This is a genomic window from Geothrix sp. 21YS21S-2 (assembly GCF_030846775.1).
Lineage (GTDB): Bacteria > Acidobacteriota > Holophagae > Holophagales > Holophagaceae > Mesoterricola.
Genome location: NZ_CP132910.1, coordinates 251,775 through 274,503 on the forward strand (window position 1 = coordinate 251,775; position 22,729 = coordinate 274,503).

The following is a 22,729-nucleotide window of genomic DNA, read 5'->3' on the forward strand; positions in this document are numbered from 1 at the left end:
ATGCTAGCGGGAAGCGGCGAGGGTCCGGGCGCTGGCCCAGTAGGCGACGGCCCCCACGAGGAGCCCCGCCGGCACATCCACCAGGTAGTGCGCCCGGAGGTACACCACCGCCGGCAGCATCACCGCCGTCACCACCGCCAGCGGCGCGAACAGCGCCTTCACCTCCCGCCGGGCCCAAAGCGTGAACAGCGTGGCGACCGCGATGTGGGAGCTGGGGAAGGCCCCGCCGCGGATCTCGCCGCCCCGGGTGAAGAAGAAGAGCGCATGGTTGAAGACGTACCCGTCGTAGAGCCGCGGGCCCTGGGCCGGCGGGAACCAGAAGTGCGGCCCGACGGTGGGGAACATCCAGAACAGCGCATAGCACACGAAGAAACAGGCCGTGGCCGCGAGGATCACCCGCTCGGCGGCGGCGTAGCCGGACCTCAGGAGGGCGGTGAACCCCACTATGGGCGTGAAGAAGTAGTAGACCAGGTAGGCGAAGCAGAAGATCTCGGAGAGCCAGCGCTGGGGCAGGGCGGCGCGCCAGGCCAGGGAGGGCTGGCAGCCGAAGAGGGCCTGGTCGGCCCGGGCCAGGTGGCCGTCCAGGGGCAGGGTGTGGAACAGGGGCCACAGGGTCTGCACCTGATGGTAGAAGCACCAGTAGATGATGGGGGCGTAGAAGAGGCGGAGGACCGTGGGGACGACGGCGGCGGTGTCCCGGCTCCACCGGGCGATCAGCAGGCATCCGGCGATCACCAGGGCATTGACGCCCGCCTGGGCGGCGCAGCCGGGGTGGCCCCGCAGCCAGCCGTAGCCCAGGAAGGGCAGGGTGGCCAGGGCGTAACCCACCACCCAGCGGTCCAGGGGACGCCAGGACCCCAGCGGGGCGGCCAGGCCGAAGGGGCGCCTAGAGCCAGCCATGATCGCGGTACCAGCGGACGGTCTGCCACAGGGCCTGGTCCAGGGAGGTTCTCGGCGTCCAATCGAGCAGGGCCCGGGCCTTCTCGGGGCTGGCGACCCAGGCGGGGGCCAGCATTTCCACCACCTTCTGGGGGGAGAAGATTTCCGGGCGGCCCCGGAGGCGGGCGGCAAGGCCGGCCATCTGGCCTGCGGCCCGGATGGCCGTCTCCGGGAGGTGGAGCTCCCGGCACCTGCGGCCCAGGGCCCTGGCGATGCGCCGGCCCAGGTCCAGCCAGGTGACGGGATCGGGGTTCACCAGGGGGATGATCTGGCCCGGGGGCAGGGGGGCGTCACCGGCCTTCGCGATGCCCTCGGCCAGGTCCGGGGCGAACACCAGGGAGTACCAGCGCTCCCGGGCGCCCGGGACCGGCAGGAAGCCCCGGGCGGCGATGCGGAAGTAGCTCAGCACGTCCCGGTCCCGGGGACCGAAGACCACCGGGGGGCGGAGGATGACGCTGGGAAGGCCCGAGGCCAGGACCACGCGCTCGGCCTCGAGCTTGCTGCGCCCGTACCAGGTGAGGGGGGCGTCGGGGGCGCCGCCGGGCCTGGGTTCGGGACCGCCGGGGCTGGGGCCGGCGGCGGCGAGGCTGGAGACCAGCACGAACCGCTCGAGGCCGGGGGGGCAGGCCTGCACGAGGTTCCGGGTGCCGTCCCGGTTCACGGCCATGAGGCCGGCTTCGGTGAAGCCCTTCAGGGCCCCGGCCAGGTGGAAGACGCGGCCGACCCCGGCCAGGGCCGCCTGAAGGCTGCCGGGGTCGGTGAGGTCGCCCCGGACCACCTCCACGTCCAGGCCTTCGAGGTTCGCGAGGTCGGCGCCGGGCCGGGCCAGGATCCGCACCCGGCACCCGCGTTGCGCGAGCCGCCCGCAGAGGTGGGACCCGATGAAGCCGTGGCCCCCGGTGACCAGGACGCTAGCAGGGGCGGTCATACACGCGGTAGGTCTTGGTGCGCCGGGCCCCCATCTGGTGGAGGGGGCTCAGGAGGGCCTGGTTGTCCTCGAGGATCCAGCTCACCTCGGCGCCGCGGTATCCGGTGGTCAGGGAGTTCTGGATGGTGCGGTGGATCATCAGGAGGTCCAGCCCGCGGCGCCGGTACTGGGGGAGCACGCCCATGATCATCGTGCGCAGGCTGGAGCAGCCGGTGACCTTGAGCTTCCACAGGATCTTGAGGAGCCCCAAGGGGAGCAGCCGGCCCTGGGCCAGCTTCAGCGCCTCGTTGGCGTCGGGGATGGAGACGATGAAGCCCGCGGGCACCCCGCCCACCTCTCCCACGAAGGCGAAGCGCGTGTCCACCAGGGGCTTGAGCTCCTTGGCGATGAACGCCACCTCGCGGTCGGTCCAGGGCACGAAGCCCCAGTTCTTCGACCAGGCCTGGTTGTAGGTGTCCCTCACGAACGCCAGTTCCTCGGGCCACCGCTTCTTGTCGAGGGGCCGGATCTTCACGAGGCCGCCCCGGTCCAGGCGGTTGGCCACCGCCGTGAGCCGGTCGGCGCAGTCGGCCTTGGCCATGTAGTAGGCGTAGAGGTCCTTGGTCCTGACGAAACCCGCGGCCTCGAACTGGGAGCCGTAGTAGGCGGGATTGTAGGGCATCATGACGGCGTTGTCCGAATCGAAGCCGTCCACCAGGAGGCCCACGATGTCGTTGGTGGTGAGGTTGACGGGGCCCCGGGCCACGGTCCTGCCCTCGGCCCGCAGCCACGCGCAGGCGGCGTCGAAGAGGGCGCCGGCCACCGCCTGGTCCGGGACGCACTCGTAGAGGCCGAAAAAGCCCACGTGCGCCTCGTCCGGGTGGAACTGGCCGTAGCGGTCGTTGCGCACCGCGGCGATGGTGCCCACCACCTCCCCGTCCCGAATGGCCAGGAAGGTCTGGACCTTGGCGTATTCGAAGAGCGGGTTCTTGAGGGGGTCCAGGAACTCCTGGCGTTCCAGGATCAGGGGGGGGACCCAGTGGGGCTCGGACCGGTGCAGGCGGTACGGGAAGCGGATGAAGGCCTCCGTGTCCCCGGGACCCGTCGCGGGCCGGACCTGGATCCCCGGGGTCATGCCCCCTGCTCCAGGAGGCCGAAATGGCGTCCGGCCTTCTGGAAGATGTCGAGGGCCCACTCCAGCTGCTCCCGGGTGTGGCCCGCGGTGACCGAGATGCGGATGAGGCTGCGGCCCGGAGGCACCCCGGGGGGCACCACGGGGTTCACGAAGATCCCCGCCTCCTTCAGGTAGAGCCACATCTTCATGCAGGTGTCGAACTCGCCCACCATGATGGGGATGACGGGGGTTTCGCTCTTGCCCGTGTCGAAGCCGATCTCGTCGAAGCCCTTCTTGAGGAACCGCGCGTTCTCCCAGAGCCGGGCGATCCGCTCGGGTTCGGATTCCATGACTTCCAGGGCGCCCAGCACCGCGGCCACGCTGGCCGGGGAGGCCGAGGCCGAGAACATGTAGGGCCGGGCCACGTGCTGGAGGTAGTTGATCGCCTTCGCGCTGCCGGCGATGAAGCCGCCGATGGCCGCCAGGGACTTGGAAAAGGTGCCCATGATCAGGTCCACCTGGTCCGTGAGGCCGAAGTGGGCCGCGGTGCCCCGGCCGCCGGGGCCGAGCACGCCGATGCCGTGGGCGTCGTCCACCATCACCTGGGCGCCGTAGCGCTGGGCCAGATTCACGATGCCGGGGAGGTCGCAGATGTCGCCCTCCATGGAGAAGACGCCGTCGGTGACGATGAGCTTGGGGGCCTGGGCCGGGATCCGGCTGAGCTTCTCCTCCAGGTCGGCCATGTTGTTGTGGTCGTAGCGCACCAGGGTCCCATGGCTGAGCATGCAGCCGTCCATGATGCAGGCATGGATGTACTTGTCGCCGACGATGTACTCGCCCTTGTGCACCAGGCTGGAGATGACCCCGGTGTTGGTCTGGAAGCCGGTGGGAAAGACCAGGGCCGCCTCCTTCCCCACGAGGGCCGCAAGCCTGTGCTCCAGTTCGACGTGGATGGGCAGGGTCCCGTTGAGGAAGCGGGAGCCGGCGCAGCCGGTGCCGTACACCTCGATGGCCTCCAGGGCGCGCTCCTTGACCCGGGGATGGGTGGTGAGCTCCAGGTAGGAATTGGACCCCAGCATCAGCTGCTTCTGCCCGTCGACCATCACCTCGGTGGCCTGGCCCGTTTCGATGACCCGGTGGTACGGATAGATGCCCATGGCTTTCAAGTCATCGGGGATGGTAAAGGCGGCGCACTTGTCCAGAACGCTCGGCAGCTTGACCGGGGCCGGTATTTCTAGGGCCGAGCCAGAACCACGGGGCTTGTGGGTCATCATTCACCTCAAATTTTAATAAAGCTAACACAGTTGTTACAGAACCAACAAACGACCCGTCCCCAGCCCGCCTTGGGAATGAAAATAGCATGCGGCATGTGGAAGGTGGGTGGAAATCCCCGGCGCGCCCATGCGGGGGAATTTCGGGATGAATCAAGTCATCTATTCCCCTGGAATCCATTGGGGACGCCCGTCTTGGCGGCTTTGAGAACGGAAGGGGACGGAACTCGGGTTACTTTAATGTTGAAATGCTGAAATTGAATTAATTGTTCCCTTGCGACCCGTTCTTTGAAGCAGATATTTATATAAGAGGTTAATACAATGAGCTGGCTCGAGGATCGCATCCGCTCCGCCGCACGCTTCACCCTGGGCGCCACCCTGCCGTTCCTGGGCCTGCTTCTCCTGGGCCTTGCGGGGGTTCTTCTCCTGGTCCTCCCGGCCCCGGGCCTGGGGCTCCTGGCCTGGCCTGCCGCCGCCTTCCTCCTGGCCAACGCCCTCTACGGCCTGCGCCTTGCGCTCAAGAGCTTCCCCCGGCCCCCGGGCCGCGTCCTGAAGCCCGGGGAGGCCCCAGCCCTGGACGAGCGCCTGGAGGCGGCCCGGGAGGCCTGGCAGGGGCCCCGGTCGCCCCAGGTGATCCTGGCTCCCGACGCCTGGAGCGTGGAACTCACCGGCGTACCCATGGCCGGCATGTTCGGGTGGAGCCGGTACCACTGGCATGTCGGCATCTATCCCCTGCTGGCCCTGAGCCTCCGTGAGCTGGACGCCGTGGCCGAGTGGGAGGCGGTCTTCTGGTCGGACTACCAGGGCTGGCTGAACCTGCAGGTGAAGCGGCTGGCCTCCTACTGGTACCGGGTCCACCTCCACATCGAGACCTCGATGCGCAACGGCGCCCTGGGTTGGCCCAGGTGGTGCACCGCCTTCCTGCGCCCCTACACCCGGTGGGTGGTGGCGAGCTACCAGCCCTTCCTGGCCCGAGAGTTCATCCGCACGGACCGGGCCATCGCCGAGAAGCACGGCACGCCCACCCTGGTGCGGGCCCTGTGCCGCCTGGCCATCCTGCAACCCCTGGTGGCCCGCAGGGTCTTCGCCGACTGGGACGCCTGCCTGGATACCGGCGTCCCCCTGCCCGCGGATCTCCACCGCCACCTGGGCGAGGTGCTCGCCGCCTGCCCCGAAGGCGCCGAAGGCATGCTGGAACTGGCGCTGGATGGCCTCCAGAAGGAGGCGCCGCCCCTGCTGCGCTTGCGCCTGGACTACCTGCAGGCCAAGGCCCAGGTCCCCATGCCCCCCGCCGGCCACGCCTACCGCCGGCTCCTGGAAGGCACGAAGGTGGCCGAGGAGGTGGAAGGGGCCTGGAAGGCCCGGATGCTGGCCTGCGCCGAGGAGGCGGCCCGCAGCTGGGCGGAGGACGCCACGCGCTACCGGGACCTCGCCGGGGCCCTGGAGGGCACCTTCCCGGACCATCCCGACGCCCTGGAATACCTGAAGCTCGCGTACGAACACGCCCCTTGGCCCCGGTTCGACGCGGCCCTGGAGATGTACCGGGCGGCCAACCGGAACTGCGTGGAAACCTCCTTCCTGTCCATCCGCCGCGCCCTGGACCGCGGCCGGGACAGCGCCGCGGTTTTCGAGGCCCGGGAGCTGATCCACCGCGACCCGGCCCTGGCCCCGGCCTGCCACGAACTGCTGGCCTACCACCTGCGGGCCCGGGGCGACCGGAAGAACGCCGACAAGGAGTGGGACCGGGCCCTTCGCGCCGCGGCCCTGGTGGAGAAGGTTCAGGGCGAGCGCATGGGCGTCTCGCTGCTGGATGCCCTGGAATCCCACCACTGCAGCCCCTCGGCGCTGCAGGAGATCCAGCGGGTGTGCCTGTCCGACGCCCGGGTCGCCGAAGCCCACCTGGTGCGCAAGAAGCTCCTCTTCCACGCCGAACGTCCCGTGCTTCTCCTGGTGGTCCGCTGGAAGGGCTCCTGGTGGGATCCCTTCGGGCGCAAGAGGCTGGCCTTCCAGCGGGAACTCCAGGACGCCTGCCCGTTCCCACCGGAGGCGACGGGTTTCATCCAGGTGGCCGGGCGGGCTTCCCTGTGGCGGTTCGAAGGGAAGCTGCGAAGGCTGAACGGGCTCATTTTCCGGAGGTGAGCCCGTTCGCGCACCCGATGTGGACAGGTCGACCCACACGGCCTGACGGGCCGCGATCCAGAGGGCGGCGGCATCAGGTCCTTTCGCCATGCCCTCCCAGGTCCAGGGTGGCGGCCAGAGCCCGGCCCACCGCCTCCAGGGCCGGGGCGGGGGCGGAGCCCAAACGGGCCTTCAGGCGAGACTTGTCCACGGTGAACACCTGCGTGCAGTTGGCCCAGGAGGCGGCCTGGAGTCCCGTGGCCGGGCCGGCGGGAATGGGAATGTAGAAAACGAAAGGGCGGCCCCGGGTGGTCAGGGGCACGAGGATCGTCGTCCGCGCACCCGGCGCCAGGTTGCCCTCGTCGCACTGGATGATGATCCCCGGGCGGAAACCCCGCTGCTCGGACCCGGCGTGGTCCGGACTGAAATCCAGCATCCAGATTTCCCCGCGCCGCGGGTTCACGTCCGCTTCCTCGGCTTCTTGACCTCGTGCTTCGCCCTGTAGGGGAGGGGCGTCTCGGCGGCAAGGCTCACCTGCGGGTCGAAAGCGTATTCCACGTCCTGGGCCGCGGTTTCCCCGGCGTAGAGGGCCCAGTCGCGGGCGAGCCGGCTGCGCCGGTCCCCCTCGCGCCGCTCCTCCACCAGGCGGGCGAGGTAGGCGTTGACGCTGAGGCCCTGGCTCCGGGCGGCCTCCTGGAGAAATGCGGCAAGTTCGTCGGGAAGGCGCAAGGTGGTGCTGAACATGATCCAACCTCTGCCATCAGACTATGCCACCATCCCGGGATGGCAAGGGAGGCGCGTTTACGCCCCCGTCACATTCCAGCTACATTCCCGATACCTGCATCGTCTAAGCTGGAGGGGTCGGAGCATGGCATGCAACATACGAAACCCTTCCGGTTCAGGCGTTTCCTGAACTGGTTCCCCCTTGGCCTCACCTACGCGACCATGTACATGGGCCGCTACAACTTCAATATCGTCAAGAGCGATATCGGAGCCTGGTACCACCTGGACAAGTGGGAGATGGGGATCATCGCCACGGCGGGCTTCTGGACCTACGGCCTGGCGGTGGCCATCAACGGGCCCCTGGCGGACCGTATCGGCGGCCGCCGGGCGATCCTCGTGGGGGCCCTGGGGGCCGCCTCGACCAACCTCCTGGTGGGACTCCTGTTCCTTAACGGTTTCACCACGAAGCTGCTGGTGTCCATGAGCCTCCTCTGGAGCCTCAACATGTATTTCCAAAGCTTCGGGGCCCTGAGCGTGGTCAAGGTGAACAGCACCTGGTTCCATGTGCGGGAGCGGGGGATCTTCGGGGGGATCTTCGGCGTCATGATCAGCTCGGGGTACTTCCTGGCCACCTCGGTCGGCGCCTGGCTCCTGGCCAGCTTCAAGAGCTGGACCATCATCTGGTTCGCGCCGGTGGTGGCCATGGCCGTCATGGTGCTCGTGGACTACCTGCTCGTTCGCAACCGGCCCAGCCACGCCGGGCTCAAGGACTTCGACACCGGCGACGGCAGCAACGCGCATCTGGCCGAAGACAAGCCGCTGCCTCTCAAGGAGCTGCTGGCCAAGGTCATCGGCAACCCGGTGATCATCGCCCTGATCTTCGCGGAGTTCTGCACGGGGTTCGTGCGCCAGGGGATCATGCTCTACTTCACGGAGTATCTGGAGGAGGTCTACCACCTCTCCAAGCGGGCGGCCCTGTTCGGCGCCACCGGTGTGGCCTTCATGCTGGGCGGGATCTTCGGCGGCCTGCTTTGCGGTTGGATGAGCGACCGGCTCTTCCAGAGCCGGCGGCCGCCCGTCGCCTTCATCTTCTACCTGGCGCAGGTGGTCATGATCTGCCTGCTGGGCGCGGCCCTGGGACGGGGCACCCACGGCGGCCAGGTGTGGGCCATCACCCTGCTGGGCCTCACCGCCATGTTCATCTTCGGCGTGCACGGGATGCTTAGCGGCACGGCCTCCATGGACTTCGGCGGCCGCAAGGCCGCGGCCACCGTGGCCGGGGCGCTGGACGGCATCCAGTACATCGGCTCGGGCCTCACCGGCTTCGGCCTGGGCTGGGTCCTGAAGGCCTACGGCTGGGACGGGGTGGGGACCGCGGGCCACGTGCCCGCCCACGCCTGGGTATGGGCCCTCTGCCTCATCCCCTTCAGCCTGGTGGGGGCGGCCATCATGACGACCATCTGGAAGGCCAGGCCCGCGGGGGCGGGCCATTGAGGGTGATTGGCCGCTAGCTGGCCGGATGGTATCGTGGGCCCAGCACCCTCGCGTCCGTCCCCACCCCCGTACGTCCCCGAAAGTGTCGCATGCCACGGCTCATACTGCACAAGGACCTGCGTGACGTCGAAGGCCTGTGGACGTCCATGTACGGCGATGGCCGGGACTACACGCCGTTCCAGGCCTTCGACTACTGCCGCGTCGTGGGGAAGTTCTTCCATCTCTCCACCCGGCATCTCTACCGCAATGTCATCTACGAGGTGCGGGACGACGCGGACCGCACCGTGCTGCTTCTGCCCCTCCACATAGGCCGGGCCGCCATGGCGGGCAAGGCCTTCCTCTGGGGCGAGTTCTCCCAGGCGGGCTACCTGGAGGGGCTCACCAGCGACGGCGTCAAGCCCGGAGACCTGCGCTTCGCCCTCGAGGCCATCGCGGACGGCCGCCCCACGGAGTTCATTTTCAGCCGGGTCCGGGCCGGAAGCCGCATGGACCGCCTGATCGAGGCGGCCTGGACGCCGGAGGAATATGACCGGAAGGCGCTGCCCTGCGCCCACATCCCCCTGGGCGGAGGTTACGAGGCCTACCTGGGCCGTCTCAGCAAAGGGTACCGGCAGAAGCTTCGGGCCTCGGTCCGGCATCTGGAGGCCGACGGCCGCACCTGGGAGGTGAGGACCTTCCTCGACCAGCCCATGCCTTTCTCCACGCAATTGCGTCTGTTCGACATCTACTGGCGACGCATGACGGAAAAGGGAGTCAACTTCAAGGCGCGGAAGTACTTCCCCTACTTCATGCGGAGGTGGTTCAACCCGACCATCCTGGCCCTGAGCCGGCTGCCGAACACCTTCTACGCGATCCTCTACATCGACCGGTCCGTCGCCGGGTTCTGCGCCGGCTTCCGGGCGGGGGACGGATCGATCACGCTGCCCTTCCTGGCCATGGAGGGGGCGTTCGGGAAGTACAGCCCGGGCGGGCTGCTGATCAACGGCACGCTCAAGCACCTCATCGAGACCACCGACACCCCCGTCTTCGACCTGTCCCGGGGCAACGAGCGGTACAAGTTCGACTACGGGGGCGTCCAGCACATCAACCACTGCTACACCATCCCGGTGGTCAGATCTCCCGGGCCAGCTTGAGTTCCAGCGCCCTTCGCCGTTCGGCGCGGGAGAGGAAGAACACGGCCACCAGCACGAAGCCCAGCGACACCCAGTTCTGGAGGCTGGGCAGGCGGCTCGCGAAGAGCCAGTGCCCCAGGAGGGTGGCCGTGGTGCCCGCCACCAGCGAGGTGAGCCGGTTGATCAGGCCCGTGAACGTGGCGGTGCGCCCCTTGAACATGAAGATGAACACCGAGAAGAACGCCACGAGGCCGAAGGCCAGGCCGGAGAAGGAGGCCCAGAACCAGCCCGGGCTGGGGGTCCGGATGGCGCCCACGAAGGCCGCGATCTGCCGCACGCCGCCCCAGGCGGGAACGAGCCGCGGCGAGAAGAACACCGCCAGGGCGATGCAGACCATGGCCACCGAGGCCGCGATCTGCTCCACCGCGAAGAAGGCCTTGTTGTCCAGGGGAGCGCCCTTGGGGCGGGTGTTCTTGTAGTAGTTCATGATGTAGATGCGGATGGCGTACGAGGTTATGTAGCTGGTGAAGATCACCACCGCGGCCTGGTTGCGCAGGAAGGCGAAGCCCCCGGTGTGGGGCCCGAACAGCTCGATGCACGCCGCCAGCACCGCGAAGACCACCGCGGCGTTCTCCTCCCAGTAGATGCGCTTCTGGAGGATCCCCTGGGCGATCTGGAGGCCGTCCACCACCCGCCCGATGACGATGACCGAGGCCCGCATGATCACCATGGCGACCATAACGGAGATGGGCAGGGTGTACATGAGCGTCGTCGTGGGGATGACGATGGCCGTGCAGATGCCGCTGGGGATGATGTAGAAGATCTCCGAGGGGACCTCCACGCCGCAGATCCGGGCGGGCCGGATGGACTTCATGCGCCACCACCCCAGCAGGACCGCGGGGATCAGGCACGTGAGGTTGGCGCCCAGGGTGTTGTAGGCGAGGAACGCGATGTCGTTCATGGGCGGGGTGCCCATGGGCGTCTGCGGCGCCCCGGTGAATGCCTTCACCACCAGGCCGGTGACGACGTACAGGAGGAAATAGCCCGTGCACAGCTGCAGGAGCCGTTCGGTACTGCCTTCCGCTGATTTGAACATGCTAGCGGCCGAAGTTCCGGAACGTCTCCTTGAGGCCGGAATGGATGGCCGCAACGTCCGCGGGCTTCCAGGTCTCCCGGGGCTCGCGCACGAAGGTGGTCAGGTCCTGCCGGTTGTCGAAGCGGGAGGCGGGGATGTGCCAGGTGCGGGTGCTGTAGCGGTTCCCCTCGGCCACGAGGCGGTCCACCCGGATGGTGCCGGGGCGGTCGCTCTGCTCGAGCAGGTACGCCATGTCGTCGCAGCCGTACTGGCCCAGCATCACTTCCATGGGGACGCTGTGGTTCAGGATGCTGCCCTGGCCGTCGGGCTTGCCGCGCTCGATGTTCTTGTGGCGGCTCTGGGCGGGCTCCACCCAGATGTACATGAGGCTGGCGCGGTCCAGGATGTCCGTGGACAGGTGCTGGAAGGCCGCCGCGTAGCCGTGGGGCGGGGTGAGGGGGAAGGCCGAGCCGTTGGCGCCGCCGCGGGCGGCCTCGATGACGATGGTGCGGCCTTCGATGCCGAGGGCGTTCTGGCGGTTCAGGACGTCCAGCTCGGCGCGGCACTCGGCCTCCAGGGCCTCGGCCACGGACTTGCGGACGCGGTGCGGCAGCTCGTCCAGGGCCGGCAGCATGCCGGCGCGGACCCGGGCCTCGTCCATGCGGTCGAAGAGGAGCTGGGCGGCGCTGTGGGCCTCGGTGTGGGCTCCCTTGCGCAGGTTGGCGTAGTCCTCGTTGAGCAGCTCGATGAGGGCGGCCCAGGTCCACTCCTCCTGGAAGGGGCGGGTGGGGCCGAAGTAGAACCTGTAGCCGCAGCCCCGGGCCTGGAGCTCGTCGTCGATGCGGTGCATGAGGTGGACGTACGGATAGTCGTCGAGCTGAGACGTGGGGCCCATGCCGAAGTCGTCCCGGCACTGGTCGGGGGTGAGGCTGGCCAGGTAGCGGCGCATTTCGGACTTGCCGGAGGCGGGGAGGCTGAAGAGGAGCAGGGTGTCCAGGGGCTTGGCTTGCATTCGTAGGTTCCTCATGATGTTGCGGTATAGAATCAATCATCCCACAACCGGCCAGATGTGAAACCTAGCGAGGCATCATGAGCAAAAATTTTCATTCGCCCGAGAGCGAGGTCCTGGGAACCCTCGATCGCATCGACTTCCTGGTGGTGAGCGTCCCCTTCGTGGAGCCCTTCGGCACCAGCGTGGCCTCCTGGGCCGTGAAGGAGGCCCTCCTCCTGCGCCTCGAGCAGGGCGGCTGCGTGGGCTGGGGGGAGTGCGTGGCGGACCCCGACCCCTACTACGACGGGGAGACCACCACCACCGCCCGGCACCTCATCCGGGATTTCATGCTGAAGGAACTGGAACCCGGACGCACCCTGGGCGAGGTCCTGGCCCGCTTCCGGAAGGTGCGGGGCAACCCCATGGCCAAGGCCACGGTGGAGAACGCCCTCCTGGACCTCTTCGCCCGGCGGAAGGGCATCCCCCTCCACGAGCTGCTCGGGTACGGGGCCAGGCCCATCCCCTCGGGCATCAGCATCGGAATCCAGGAGAGCACCGGGGCCCTGCTGGCCAAGGTGGAGGAGGCCGTGGCCCAGGGCTACCACCGGGTGAAGATGAAGATCATGCGAGGCAAGGACGTGGAGTGGGTGGCGGCGGTGCGGGAGCGGTTCCCGGACGTGGCCCTCATGGCCGACGCCAACGGCGACTACACCCTGGACGACGCCGCGCACCTCAAGCGCCTGGACGATTTCAACCTCACCATGATCGAGCAGCCCCTGGGCTACCACGACATCTACCAGCACTCCCTCCTGCAGCCCCGGTTGAAGACGGCGCTCTGCCTGGACGAGTCCATCCACAGCCTGGACGACGCCGCCGCCGCCCTGGGCCTGGGGGCCTGCCGGGTCATCAACATCAAGCAGGGCAGGGTGGGCGGGCTCCTGGAGTCCATCCGCATCGCCAGGCACTGCGAGGAGCGGGGCGTCCCCGTGTGGTCCGGCGGCATGGACGAGACCGGCCTGGGCCGGGCCGTGAATATCCATCTGCAGACGGTGGACAACTTCTCCATTCCCGGGGACACCTCGGAGACCCGGCGCTACTTCCGGGAGGACATCGCGGATCCGCCGGTGGTCCTGGGACCCGGTGGATTCATCGCCATCCCCCCGGGCCCCGGCACGGGCGTGACCCTGGACCCGGCCCGGCTGGACCGCTACACCCTGCACCGGGAGCGGATCCGCTAACCGTTCATACCTATTGGTTTGATGCCCCTCCCTGGCATACTGTCGGGTAGGCCAACGACCCATTTCGAACCGAGAGGACCGCCGTGAGAAAGCTCCCCATGATTCTAGGAACCTGGGCCCTGGGCCTCGCCCTGGTGGCGCAGACCCCCGCGCCCCGCATGGACCTGGCTTCGGCGACCGCGGTGGGGCCGGCGGTGGCCGACGACCCGGAGGTGGCCAAGGTCCTCGCCCCCCTCGCCGACAAGATCCACGCCAGCTTCGGCCGCGTGCTGGGGACCTCCCCCAACGGCATCGGCAAGGCCAGGACCGTCGGGGACAACCCCCTGGGCTTCTTCCTGGCCGATGTCATGCGCGAAGGCGCCACCAAGGTGGCCAAGGCCGAAGTCCGGTTCGCCTTCACCAACACCGGCGGGCTCCGGCGCAACATCAACCCCGGCGACGTGAAGGTCCAGGACATCTACGAGGTGCTGCCCTTCGACAACGAGCTGGTGATCGCCGAGTACACCGGCGCCGAGGTCATCCAGATCATCAAGGAAGGCATCCAGCGCCGCGGCGGCGAGCCCTTCTCGGGCGCCCGGGCCTCGGTGACCGGCACTCCCGGGCATCCGGTCGTCTCCATCACCTGGAGCGACGGCACCGCCATCGATCCTGCCGCCACCGTCATGGTCGCCACCACGGACTACCTCCTGGCCAACGGGGACGGCACGCCCACCCTGAAGATCGGGCGGAACGTCCAGCTCACGGGCCAGCCGGTGCGCCAGCTGGTCATCGACGTGTGCGAGCGCCTGGGCAAGGAGCACAAGCCCATCCAGCCCGAGGAAGGCGCCCGCTACATCTACTCCCCCGAAATCGCCGCGGCCCTCAAGGCCTCGACCTTCAAGTTCTAGGATCCGCCATGGAACGCCGCACCTTCCTCCAGGCCCTCGGGGCCGCGACCGCCGCCTCCCGCCTGCCCCTGCTGGGCCAGGACGCCCCGGGCGCGGGCCGGATCACCCTTCTGCACACCAACGACACCCACTCCCGCATCGAGCCCTTCGGACCCGGCAGCGGCAACCTCACCGGCCGCGGGGGCATCGCCCGCCGCGCCACCCTGATCAAACAGATCCGCGCAACCACCCCCAACGTCCTGGTGCTCGACGCCGGAGACGTCTTCCAGGGCACCCCCTACTTCAACGAGTACAAGGGTTTCCTTGACTACCGCCTCATGAGCATGTGCGGCTACGACGCGGGCACCCTGGGCAACCACGACTTCGACAACGGCGTGGACGCCCTGGTGGCGGCCATGTCGGAAGCGAAGTTTCCCTTCCTGAACTGCAACCTCGACGCCAAGGGCGCCCCCGCCCTGGCGGCGCGCCTGCGTCCCCACCAGGTGCGCGAGTTCCCGGGGGTCAAGGTCGGCCTCACCGGCCTGTGCGTCGACTTCAAGGGCCTCGTCTCGCCCAAGAACCACCTGGGCGTCGACTGGCGGGACCCCGTGGAGTCCCTCAAGCCCGTGGTCAGGCACCTGCGCGAAGTGGAGAAGGTGGACCTGGTGGTGGTGCTCAGCCACCTGGGCTACGACCTCCACGGCTACGCCATGGATGACCTGCACCTGGCCAGGCTGGTCCCCGGCATCGACGTCATCATCGGCGGCCACAGCCACACGTTCCTGGACGCCCCGGTGAAGGTGGGCGAGACGGAGATCTTCCAGGTGGGCTTTGCCGGCGTGAACCTGGGGCGCATGGACTTCGCGGTGCGAAACGGCGTGAAGGTGGCGTCCTCGGGCATGGCGGTGCCGGTATTGGTCTGAGTTCCTCCAGGGAGGCGCAGGGAATCCAGGTGAATGCCGTCGTGCCGGGACCGATCTGGACGCCCTTGAGCCTAGGCACCCTGTCTCCCGGGGAGGAGAGGTCCTTTGGCCCCGATACGCCACCGTGAAGGCCCGGCCAGTCCCTGGAGGTCGCAACCTTACTGGAATATGAACGAATCGCTGGGTTCCGTTCCGAATCTGACCCCAAGGAGCCGACGGAAGGAAACAGGCTCCGCATGCACTGAGGAACCTGCATTTTAGATTGCCAAATTCCATAGGTTCTTGGGAACCAATCCTGGTTTAGTAACGGAACGAAGAAGGCGGCTCAAAGAGCCGCCTTCTTCGGTCGGGGACAAGACTGGCCTAGAAGGTCAGGCGGGCGCCGAGCTGGACCTGGCGGGCGGAGCCGAGCCAAGTGGGGGTCCTGGTGTAGGTGGTGGCGGCGTCGGTGCCGGCGGCCTTAACCCACGAGTAGGTGTCGTGCCGGTTCAGGAGGTTGAAGATCTCAGCGGAAACCTGGAACTTGACCTTCTTGACGAGGTTGAAGTCACGGCTGAGTTTCATGTCAATGGTGGTCGTGGAACCCTGACGCTGGCTGTTGCGACCAGTGTCCTTGCCGTCAGCGTAGACGCGGTCGTAACCGGTGTTGCCGTCCTTGTTGAGGTCGCTGCTGTAGACCAGGGAGTAAGGCAGGCCCGACAGGTATCGGACGACGAAGCCGGTCTGGATGCCGGTGAACCGGGTCTCCAGATAGCTCAGCTGGGCCGTGAGGGTGTGCCGGCGGTCCTTGTCGCTAAAGCCCCACTCGTCACTCAGGCGCTGGGGGTTGGCGGTGGAGAAGCCGCTGAAGTTGCGCTCGTTGGAGTCCTGGTCCTTGTCGATGGCGTAGGTGTAGTTGACCTGCGCGAAGAAGGGGCTTCCCTCCTCCTGGTACTTCATGGACAGGGAGTAGGCGTGGTAGATGCTGTCCACGTCCGAGGTGTACATCATCATCTTGCCGTAGTTGGCGTTGGGGCGCAGAGGGGTGCTACCGCCGACGGTGGTGGTCGGGAAGATCAGGCGGCCCTGGGCGTTGGCGACAGGCGTGCCGAGATTCAGGTCGACGAGCCGTTCAAGGTTGTGACCGCGGGAGTAGATGCCGCTAAGGCCGATGGTGAGGCCGTGGCCGAAGCCGCGGTCCAGGCCCACCGTGGCCTGGTCGGTGTGGGGATTCTTGAAGTTGGGATCGAAGCTGTAGATGTCGGTCTTGGGAATGGCCGCGCCGGTGGGGATGCTGGAGAGGCTTGCGGGGTTGGCCGCGTTGAACGAGGCGCCGTAACCCAGGCCGGGGGTGGGGTTGTAGAAAGTGATGTTGGCCATGCGCACACCGTTGACGGTGTAGAGCTGGTACTCATAAACCGAGGGGGTGGTGCTGACGTAGCGGCCGATGCTGGCGCGGACAACGCTGTTGCCCTTGTCGAAGGTGGGCGTCCAGGTGGCGCTAAGGCGGGGCGAGACCTGCGTATCGGTGGGCATCTTGCCCGTCAAAGGCATTGTCGTTGCGAGCCGGTTCGAGAAGTCGGCGATGGGGAAGTCGGGGTGCGTTTGGCGGTCCATGCGGATACCCAGGCCGAGCTTCAGGGTGTCGGTGGCACGAACGTCAACCTGGACGTAGGCGGCGATCTGCTCCTCGCTCACGTCGAAGCGGCCGGCATCCCAGCCGTTCAGGCCGGGGATGAGGCTGAAGCGCTGGGCATAGCTGGCCCAGTTGCCCGCCTGGAAGTTCTGGAAAGCGGTCTTGGCAGTGGCGCCGGAACCGGAATTGTTGAAGTAGTAGATGCCCTGGTAGCCCGAGGAGAAGGTCTCGGCGACGCCGATCTTGTTATAGTCGATGCCTGCCTTGATCTGCAGGACCGGGGTCACGAAGGACAAGGCCTCGGTGACCTGCTTGCGGGTGGTCTGGTACTCGCGGGGGTAGGGATTGGCGCCGTAGTAGCCCACGTTGCTGATGGACACCTCGGGGATGGACGAGTTGGTCGTGCGGGGCATCTCGTCCTTGCCGTAGTTGACGCGGACTTCATTCAGCAGGTTGGCGTTGATGGTCCAGTTCCACTGACCGACCAGGCTGAGGGTCTTGTACTGGTCGTTGACGGTGTTCTCGTAGGCGCTGGTGGTGCCCGTGTAGGCCATCGTCTTGTTCTTGGACTGGTTGATGTGCAGCTGCAGGGTGTGGTCCGTGGTCAGGTTCCAGTCGAAGCGGACGAAGACGGTGTCAGCGTCGTTGGGGACGTCGTAGTTGCGGATCTTGCTGATCAGGACCGCGTCATTGGTGAGGGCGGAGTTGAGGGCCACCGGGGAGTTGCCGCCCCAAACGAAGTTCACAGGGGAGTTCATGCGCTGGCCATCGTAGGCCACGAAATAGAACAGCTTGTCCTTGACGATAGGGCCACCGACGGAGAAGCCGAACTGATTCTGCTTGAAGTCGCCGACGTTGTTGCTGCCCGCCACGCCACTCAGGTTGGGCTGCTTGGCGACCATGCTCTGGGGGCGCTTGTAATAGAAGAGACTTCCAGTCAAGTCGTTGGTTCCGTTCTTGGTGATGGCGTTGAGGTAGCCACCGCCCATGCGGCCGAACTCGGCGCTGGCGCCGGCCGTGATCACCTGGTACTCGCGGATGGCTTCCATGGAAATCTGGAAGGCGTTGTTGGAGTTCATGGAACCGCCGAAGAACGGCTCATTATTGTCGCCGCCGTCAACGTTCATGGAGGAGCTGACGCCGCGCTGACCGGCGATGGCCAGACCGCCGCGGGATGTGTCGATGGTCACCATGGGCGTGAGAGTCGCCAGGTTGGTGAAGGAACGGTTGAAGTTGGGCATGGTCGTCAGCAGCTCGGTGCTGACGAAGGCGGCGTTGGTCGTACGGTCGCTGTCCACAGCGGCCACCGACGCGACCACTTCGACCACGGCGGAGGCCGCGGGGATCATGGCAACATTCAGGGGGGCGGCGTCACCCAGGTTCAGAGTGACCTTGAGGTTGGTGGCTGTCTGGAAGCCCTGCTTGGTGACCGAGACCGTGTAGGGGCCCACCGGAAGGGCGGTGATGAAGTAACGTCCGTTCTCGTCGGTCATGACGGTGCGGGTGTGACCGGTTTCAACGTTTCGGACGACGACGTTGGCCTTGGCCAGGGGACCAGCGCCCTTGGCGGTGATGCGGCCGGCAAGCTGGGTGGAGACGCCCTGGGCCAGGAGGGGGGCGCCACAGATGATAAGGGGGATCAGGCGGGAAAAGCGAAGACCTGCGGAATTCATGCGTGGCTCCATGATTGAAGTTGATTAAAGATCATCGTATCTGGTGGGTTGCCAAATGTGATGGAACTTTTGTGTTATATCCCGCACAAGTGACTCCGGTCATTCGGGGGGAACTGTCCTCGTCGAAATGGATTTATTCAAATATCCGGGCGGATGGTTCCCCTGCATGGGCCCGGGTATGAAAATTAATACGTCCGGCCCGGGAGGGTTCTACTCCTGCCGGACCTGCAGGACCAGGGCTTGCCCGTCGACGGGATCGGCCGGCCGGATTCCCAGCTCCCGGGCCAGGGTTGGGGCCAGGTCGACGATGCGGGCCGGGTCGGTGCGCGGTCCGCTCTTCCAGGGGCCCCAGAAGACGAGGGGAACCCGGCGATCCGTGTCCTGGGCATGGCCATGGGTGGCCAGGTCCTTGGGATCCTCTTTGTAATAGAAGGGCTTGTACGCCAGCAGGAGATCGCCGGAACGGCCCTGGACGAAACTGAGGCGCAATTTCGTCCTGTAGCTGCGGAGCGCCGGCGGTTCCAGGGGGTCCGGGACCACGGCGGCCAGCTCCTCGGCGGCGAAGGCGTCGGCCACCTCGGGAGTGGCCTTGGCCAGCGCGACCGCGGTCTCCAGGATGCGTTTGCGCTCGGCAGGGTCCACGATGGCCGGATCCAGGTAGAGCATGGGACCGTCTGCGGGCAGGAAGCAGTCGCGGGAGACCGCCAGGCGCTTCCGGAGTTCGGCGTTGAGCGCCCGGGTCCAGGGACCGGGCTGCACCCTCCGGGCGGGGATGCCCTGGGCCTGGAGCCGCTCCGGGAAGTCCGCCGCCCCGTGGTCGGCGGTGAGGACGACCCAAAGGCCCGGATTCTTCGCCGCCAGGCGGTCCAGGTAGGCCCCCAGGTTCCTGTCCAGGCGCCGCAGGTTGTCCAGCATCTCGGGGCCGCCGTTGCCGAACTGGTGGCCGACGTAGTCGGTGGCCGAAAGCCCCAGGGCCAGCAGGTCGGTGCCGGGGCCCCGGCCCAGGTGCTCGGCCTCATCCAGGGCCTCGGCGGCGCCGAGGATGGCCTCGTCGAAGAAGGGCGTGGCCCGGAACCGGCCCCAGAAGTCCGCGTCCAGGGGCATGCCCACGGCATGCACGGCGCGCGGCAGGCCCATGGTGACGGTCTGGCCCCGGACGGTGTAGGCGGCCGCAGCCGGCAGGCCCCGCCCGTCCAGGGGCGCCCAGAAGAGGCTGTCGTCGGCCAGGTGGGTCAGGAACCGGGTGTTGTAGGCCTTCAGCCAGCCCGGGAGGGTGGCGGCGTAGGCTTTCGAGGTGGTGAAGCCCCCGGCCCCGTTGAACCAGTACACGCCCTGGGCGCGGTGGCCGGCCATGAGGATGGCGGACCGGTCCTTGCCGGTGACCGCGAAGGAGCGGCTTCCCGGCACCTGGGCGGTGAGCCACTCGCCGAGGGTCCCGCCCATGAGCTTGGCGGGCCCCACCGGGGTGCCCGCGGCGTCCACCAGGGGGCTCGCGAGGTCCTCGACGCAGTAGGTGAGGCGGCCCAGGGCCGGGTCGCGCCAATAGTTCTCCGTGATCCCGGTGTGCATGGGGTGGCGCCCGGTGAGGATGACGGAATGGCCCGGGCCGGTCTCGGTGTAGCCGTGGTCCTGGTAGGCCTCCAGGAAGGCGGCGCCCTCGCGGTGGAGCCTGCCCAGGCCGCCGGGGAGGTCCCTGCCCCAGCGGGCCATGAGTTCGGCGGAGAACTGGTCGACGGAAATGACGACCACCAGTCCCGGGCGGGGGGCGCCGTAAAGGGCCGCCGCCAGGAAGGGGACGAGGATGGGGGCAAAGCGCATGCAATCTCCGGCTCAATCCGCTGCTTGAAGCAAAGGGTATGGACCGATGATGGGGGAATTGAACATCCCAAGGCGAGTGAATTCCCTGTGACACGGCGCAAAGGCCCCGGGGACGCTATCCTGGGGCATGAGCGATGCCGATCCCCACGTGACTCCCCCCCGCAGCCGGGGCGTCTTCTGCAACCGTACATTGAACTTCCGTTCCCTGCACGCCATCGGCTACGACATGGACTACACCCTGGTGAACTACCGGGTGGACATCTTCGAGCGCCAGGTGTTCGAGTTCGCCCGCGAGCGGTTCCTGGAGCAGGGCTGGCCGGTGCGGTCACTGGTCTTCGACCAGGGCATGGTGGCCCGGGGGCTGGTCATCGACACCCAGCTGGGCAACATCGTCAAGGCCAACCGCTTCGGCCTGGTGCGCCGGGCCCAGCACGGCACCCGGCCCCTGACCTTCGGCGAGCAGCGCGAGGCCTACGCGGGCACCCAGGTGGACCTGTCCGAGCCGCGCTGGGTATTTCTCAACACCCTCTTCTCGCTGTCCGAAGGGTGCCTCTACGCCCAGATGGTGGACCTCCTCGACGAGCGCAAGCTGCCCGAGGTGATGGGCTACCGGGAGCTCTACGTGCGGGTGCGCGACGTCGTGGACGCCCAGCACATGGAGGGCCGCCTCAAGGCCGAGATCATCGCGGCGCCCGAGGCCTGCGTGGTCCTGGATCCGGAGACCGCCCTGACCCTCCTGGACCAGCGCAACGCCGGCAAGAAGCTCCTGCTCATCACCAACTCGGACTGGAACTTCTCCTCGGCCATGATGTCCTTCTCCTTCGACCGGTTCCTGCCCGGGGACATGACCTGGCGCGACCTCTTCGACCTGGTGATCGTGGGGGCCCGCAAGCCGGAGTTCTTCACCTCCCGGGCCCCCTTCTTCCAGGTGGTCACCGAGGACGGCATGCTGCGGCCCATGATGGGGCCCCTTCAGCCCGGCGTGGCGTACATGGGGGGATCGGCCGCCCAGGTGGAGAGGGACCTGGGCATGAGCGGCGACGAGATCCTCTACGTGGGCGACCACATGTTCGGGGACGTGCACATGAGCAAGAGCGAGTTCCGCTGGCGCACCGCCCTGATCCTGCGCGAGCTGGAGGCCGAGGTGGAGGCCCTGGAGTCCTTCGCCGGAGCCGAGCGCACCATCGCCGCCAAGATGGAGGAGAAGGAGCGCCTGGAGGGCCAGTTCTCCCAGGCCCGCCTGGAGCTCCAGCGCCTCAAGGCCGGCTACGGCCCCCGGAACGCCGCCACCCAGGCCGAGCTGGAGGCCCGCCTGCAGGAGCTCCGCACCCGCCTCATGCCCCTGGACCTGGAGATCGCCCCCCTGGCGCGGGCCGCCACGGAGCTCACCAACAGCCGCTGGGGCCTCCTCACCCGCGCCGGCAACGACAAGAGCCACCTGGCGCGGCAGGTGGAGCGGTACGCCGACGTGTACACGAGCCGGGTCTCCAATTTCCTGTACGCGACGCCGTTCGTGTACCTGCGCTCCCCCCGGGGCAGCCTGCCCCACGATCCGACCAGCCCGGGCGGCACCTCGACCCTGCCGCCTTCGGAGGGGAGCGGGGATTAGCTTGCCTTGGTTTTAGCCTTCCTGCTCTTCGGGGGATGGAACCGGGCCAGGTAGTCGTCCAGGGCCGCGTCGAGGCCCACGTCGGCCCTGGCCGCCTCGGACAGGAACCACTTGTGCTCGAGTACCTGGCAGTAGAGCTCGGAGGCGTCGGCCTCCGTCCTGACCAGGGGGCCCAGGCGCCGCAGGGCGGGTTCCCAGGAGTCCGTGAGCCACCGGAACGCGGCCACGGAGGTGGGGAGGTCCTTCCTGCCTGCCAGCGAAAGCCGGGCCTTGAGTTCCTCGATCTCGTTGAGCATGAGCTCGGCCTGGGCCTCCTGGGCCACCAGTCCCGTGAGGTCGTGCAGGCGGTGGCGGTGGTAGTCCCGGTCGGTGACGACGGTGCGCATGACGAGCTTGTCCCGGTCCCCGGTGGCGATGAGCTTGATCTCCTGGATGGAGAAGCCCAGGGCGTTCAGCGCCCGCACCCGCTCCTGGATGCGCCAGCGCTCGCCCACGCCCACGATCACCTCGCGGTTGACCTCGGTCCAGAGGCTGTCGTAGCGCCGCCTGATGTTGGCGCCGAAGTCCTCGGGGCGCAGGGCGTCGGGGAGGCTGGTGACCATGGAGATGTCCAGGAGGTCGCCGCCGACGTTGTCCTCCATGATCATGAGGTCCTGGCGGCGCTGGCCGTCCGAGAGGGTCTCGTGGAGCTCCGAGGTCTCGGCGTCCACCAGGTAGGCGCCCAGCTCGCCCGCGTCCCGCCGGAAGAGGACGTTGGAGAGGGAGCAGTCCCCCCAGTAGGCCCCGGCGAGGTGGAGGCGCACCAGGAGCCCCGCCATGGCATCCAGCAGCCGCTCGCGGTACCGCTCCAGGCCCGGGTTCAGGAAGAGAACGCGGTAGGGGTGGCTGGCGTCGAGGTACCGCGTGAGCAGCAGGCTCACCCGCACCCCGTCGGGCCGGACCGACAGCGCGTGCCCCACGGGCTCCACCGACGGCAGGCTCCGCGCCTGCATCTCCAGGAGGGCGCCGTATTCCCTCTCCGCGAGCCTCTCGGGCAGCTCCTTGATGGCGTAGACCCGCGTGCCGCCGTAGCTCACGAACTGCACTTCGTGGCGGGAGAGTCCCCGCTGCAGCTCGATGGAGCGTTCCGTGGCGCCGGGCCAGGCCGCCAGTTCCACCTCCCAGGGCAGGTCCAGGAAATCCGGGTGCCCGGGGCGCACGAGGATGGATAGGAGGCCGGGGGCTTCGGTCACGGGAGGTCCTT

18 protein-coding genes are annotated in these 22,729 nt (G+C 67.7%); 7 read left to right on the top strand and 11 right to left on the bottom strand.

The window, feature by feature from the left end; translation table 11 throughout:
• Positions 1-3: 3 nt before the first annotated feature.
• The 4 genes from RAH40_RS01170 to RAH40_RS01185 are packed head-to-tail and all read right to left on the bottom strand — an operon-like array spanning position 4 to position 4,117.
• Entirely contained in the window at positions 4-900 is an 897-nt protein-coding gene (locus RAH40_RS01170; protein WP_306600213.1) for a phosphatase PAP2 family protein, read from the bottom strand.
• Positions 887-1,867 (bottom strand): NAD(P)-dependent oxidoreductase, encoded by a 981-nt coding sequence (locus RAH40_RS01175; protein WP_306600214.1) that lies wholly within the window; start codon positions 1,865-1,867, stop codon positions 887-889. Before RAH40_RS01175 ends, RAH40_RS01170 begins: the two co-directional genes overlap by 14 nt.
• The gene (locus RAH40_RS01180; protein ID WP_306600215.1) at positions 1,851-2,981 is read right to left on the bottom strand and encodes a GNAT family N-acetyltransferase; all 1,131 of its coding nucleotides are present in this window, start codon (positions 2,979-2,981) and stop codon (positions 1,851-1,853) included. Before RAH40_RS01180 ends, RAH40_RS01175 begins: the two co-directional genes overlap by 17 nt.
• Complete coding sequence (locus RAH40_RS01185) at positions 2,978-4,117, bottom strand: pyridoxal phosphate-dependent aminotransferase family protein (protein ID WP_306600216.1); 1,140 nt, start codon at positions 4,115-4,117, stop codon at positions 2,978-2,980. Before RAH40_RS01185 ends, RAH40_RS01180 begins: the two co-directional genes overlap by 4 nt.
• Before the next feature lie 435 nt (positions 4,118-4,552).
• Between RAH40_RS01185 and RAH40_RS01190 the strand changes: the two genes are divergently transcribed.
• Positions 4,553-6,370, top strand: a complete 1,818-nt coding sequence (locus RAH40_RS01190; RefSeq protein WP_306600217.1) for a lipopolysaccharide assembly protein LapB — start codon at positions 4,553-4,555, stop codon at positions 6,368-6,370.
• 73 nt (positions 6,371-6,443) lie between these two features.
• Here the strand turns inward: RAH40_RS01190 and RAH40_RS01195 are convergent, their stop codons facing one another.
• Positions 6,444-6,812, bottom strand: coding sequence for a type II toxin-antitoxin system PemK/MazF family toxin (locus RAH40_RS01195; protein ID WP_306600218.1), 369 nt, complete (start codon positions 6,810-6,812; stop codon positions 6,444-6,446).
• Positions 6,809-7,093 carry a hypothetical protein gene (locus RAH40_RS01200; RefSeq protein WP_306600219.1) on the bottom strand — a complete coding sequence of 95 codons (285 nt, stop codon included), beginning with the start codon at positions 7,091-7,093 and terminating at the stop codon, positions 6,809-6,811. The genes RAH40_RS01195 and RAH40_RS01200 overlap by 4 nt, the downstream gene beginning before the upstream one ends.
• A 129-nt stretch (positions 7,094-7,222) precedes the next feature.
• Between RAH40_RS01200 and RAH40_RS01205 the strand changes: the two genes are divergently transcribed.
• Together RAH40_RS01205 and RAH40_RS01210 are read left to right on the top strand one after the other, a co-directional pair.
• Entirely contained in the window at positions 7,223-8,566 is a 1,344-nt protein-coding gene (locus RAH40_RS01205) for an MFS transporter (RefSeq protein ID WP_306600220.1), read from the top strand.
• 89 nt (positions 8,567-8,655) lie between these two features.
• Positions 8,656-9,699: a GNAT family N-acetyltransferase gene (locus tag RAH40_RS01210; protein ID WP_306600221.1), complete on the top strand. Its 1,044-nt coding sequence runs from the start codon at positions 8,656-8,658 to the stop codon at positions 9,697-9,699.
• Here RAH40_RS01210 and RAH40_RS01215 read toward each other — a convergent pair.
• Together RAH40_RS01215 and RAH40_RS01220 are read right to left on the bottom strand one after the other, a co-directional pair.
• The gene (locus RAH40_RS01215; protein WP_306600222.1) at positions 9,677-10,774 is read right to left on the bottom strand and encodes a hypothetical protein; all 1,098 of its coding nucleotides are present in this window, start codon (positions 10,772-10,774) and stop codon (positions 9,677-9,679) included. The genes RAH40_RS01210 and RAH40_RS01215 overlap by 23 nt on opposite strands.
• A gap of 1 nt (position 10,775) precedes the next feature.
• Positions 10,776-11,765 carry a hypothetical protein gene (locus RAH40_RS01220; protein ID WP_306600223.1) on the bottom strand — a complete coding sequence of 330 codons (990 nt, stop codon included), beginning with the start codon at positions 11,763-11,765 and terminating at the stop codon, positions 10,776-10,778.
• A 77-nt stretch (positions 11,766-11,842) separates the two neighbouring features.
• Here RAH40_RS01220 and menC point away from each other — a divergent pair, with 77 nt between their 5' ends.
• The 3 genes from menC (at position 11,843) to RAH40_RS01235 (ending at position 14,771) form a co-directional block, all read left to right on the top strand.
• Positions 11,843-12,982, top strand: coding sequence for an o-succinylbenzoate synthase (gene menC / locus RAH40_RS01225; RefSeq protein ID WP_306600224.1), 1,140 nt, complete (start codon positions 11,843-11,845; stop codon positions 12,980-12,982).
• A 98-nt stretch (positions 12,983-13,080) separates the two neighbouring features.
• Positions 13,081-13,869 (top strand): 5'-nucleotidase C-terminal domain-containing protein, encoded by a 789-nt coding sequence (locus RAH40_RS01230; RefSeq protein WP_306600225.1) that lies wholly within the window; start codon positions 13,081-13,083, stop codon positions 13,867-13,869.
• A gap of 8 nt (positions 13,870-13,877) precedes the next feature.
• Positions 13,878-14,771, top strand: a complete 894-nt coding sequence (locus RAH40_RS01235; protein ID WP_306600227.1) for a bifunctional UDP-sugar hydrolase/5'-nucleotidase — start codon at positions 13,878-13,880, stop codon at positions 14,769-14,771.
• Positions 14,772-15,134: 363 nt separating this feature from the next.
• Here the strand turns inward: RAH40_RS01235 and RAH40_RS01240 are convergent, their stop codons facing one another.
• Positions 15,135-18,059: a TonB-dependent receptor gene (locus RAH40_RS01240; RefSeq protein ID WP_306600228.1), complete on the bottom strand. Its 2,925-nt coding sequence runs from the start codon at positions 18,057-18,059 to the stop codon at positions 15,135-15,137.
• A gap of 210 nt (positions 18,060-18,269) precedes the next feature.
• On the bottom strand, positions 18,270-19,877 hold the full coding sequence (locus RAH40_RS01245; protein ID WP_306600229.1) for an alkaline phosphatase family protein: 1,608 nt from the start codon (positions 19,875-19,877) through the stop codon (positions 18,270-18,272).
• Between the two features lie 127 nt (positions 19,878-20,004).
• On the opposite strand from RAH40_RS01245, the gene RAH40_RS01250 reads away from it, so the two are divergent.
• Entirely contained in the window at positions 20,005-21,486 is a 1,482-nt protein-coding gene (locus RAH40_RS01250) for an HAD-IG family 5'-nucleotidase (RefSeq protein WP_306600230.1), read from the top strand.
• Here the strand turns inward: RAH40_RS01250 and RAH40_RS01255 are convergent.
• On the bottom strand, positions 21,483-22,718 hold the full coding sequence (locus RAH40_RS01255) for a DUF4032 domain-containing protein (RefSeq protein WP_306600231.1): 1,236 nt from the start codon (positions 22,716-22,718) through the stop codon (positions 21,483-21,485). The two genes, RAH40_RS01250 and RAH40_RS01255, sit on opposite strands and share 4 nt — an antisense overlap.
• Positions 22,719-22,729 lie beyond the last annotated feature (11 nt).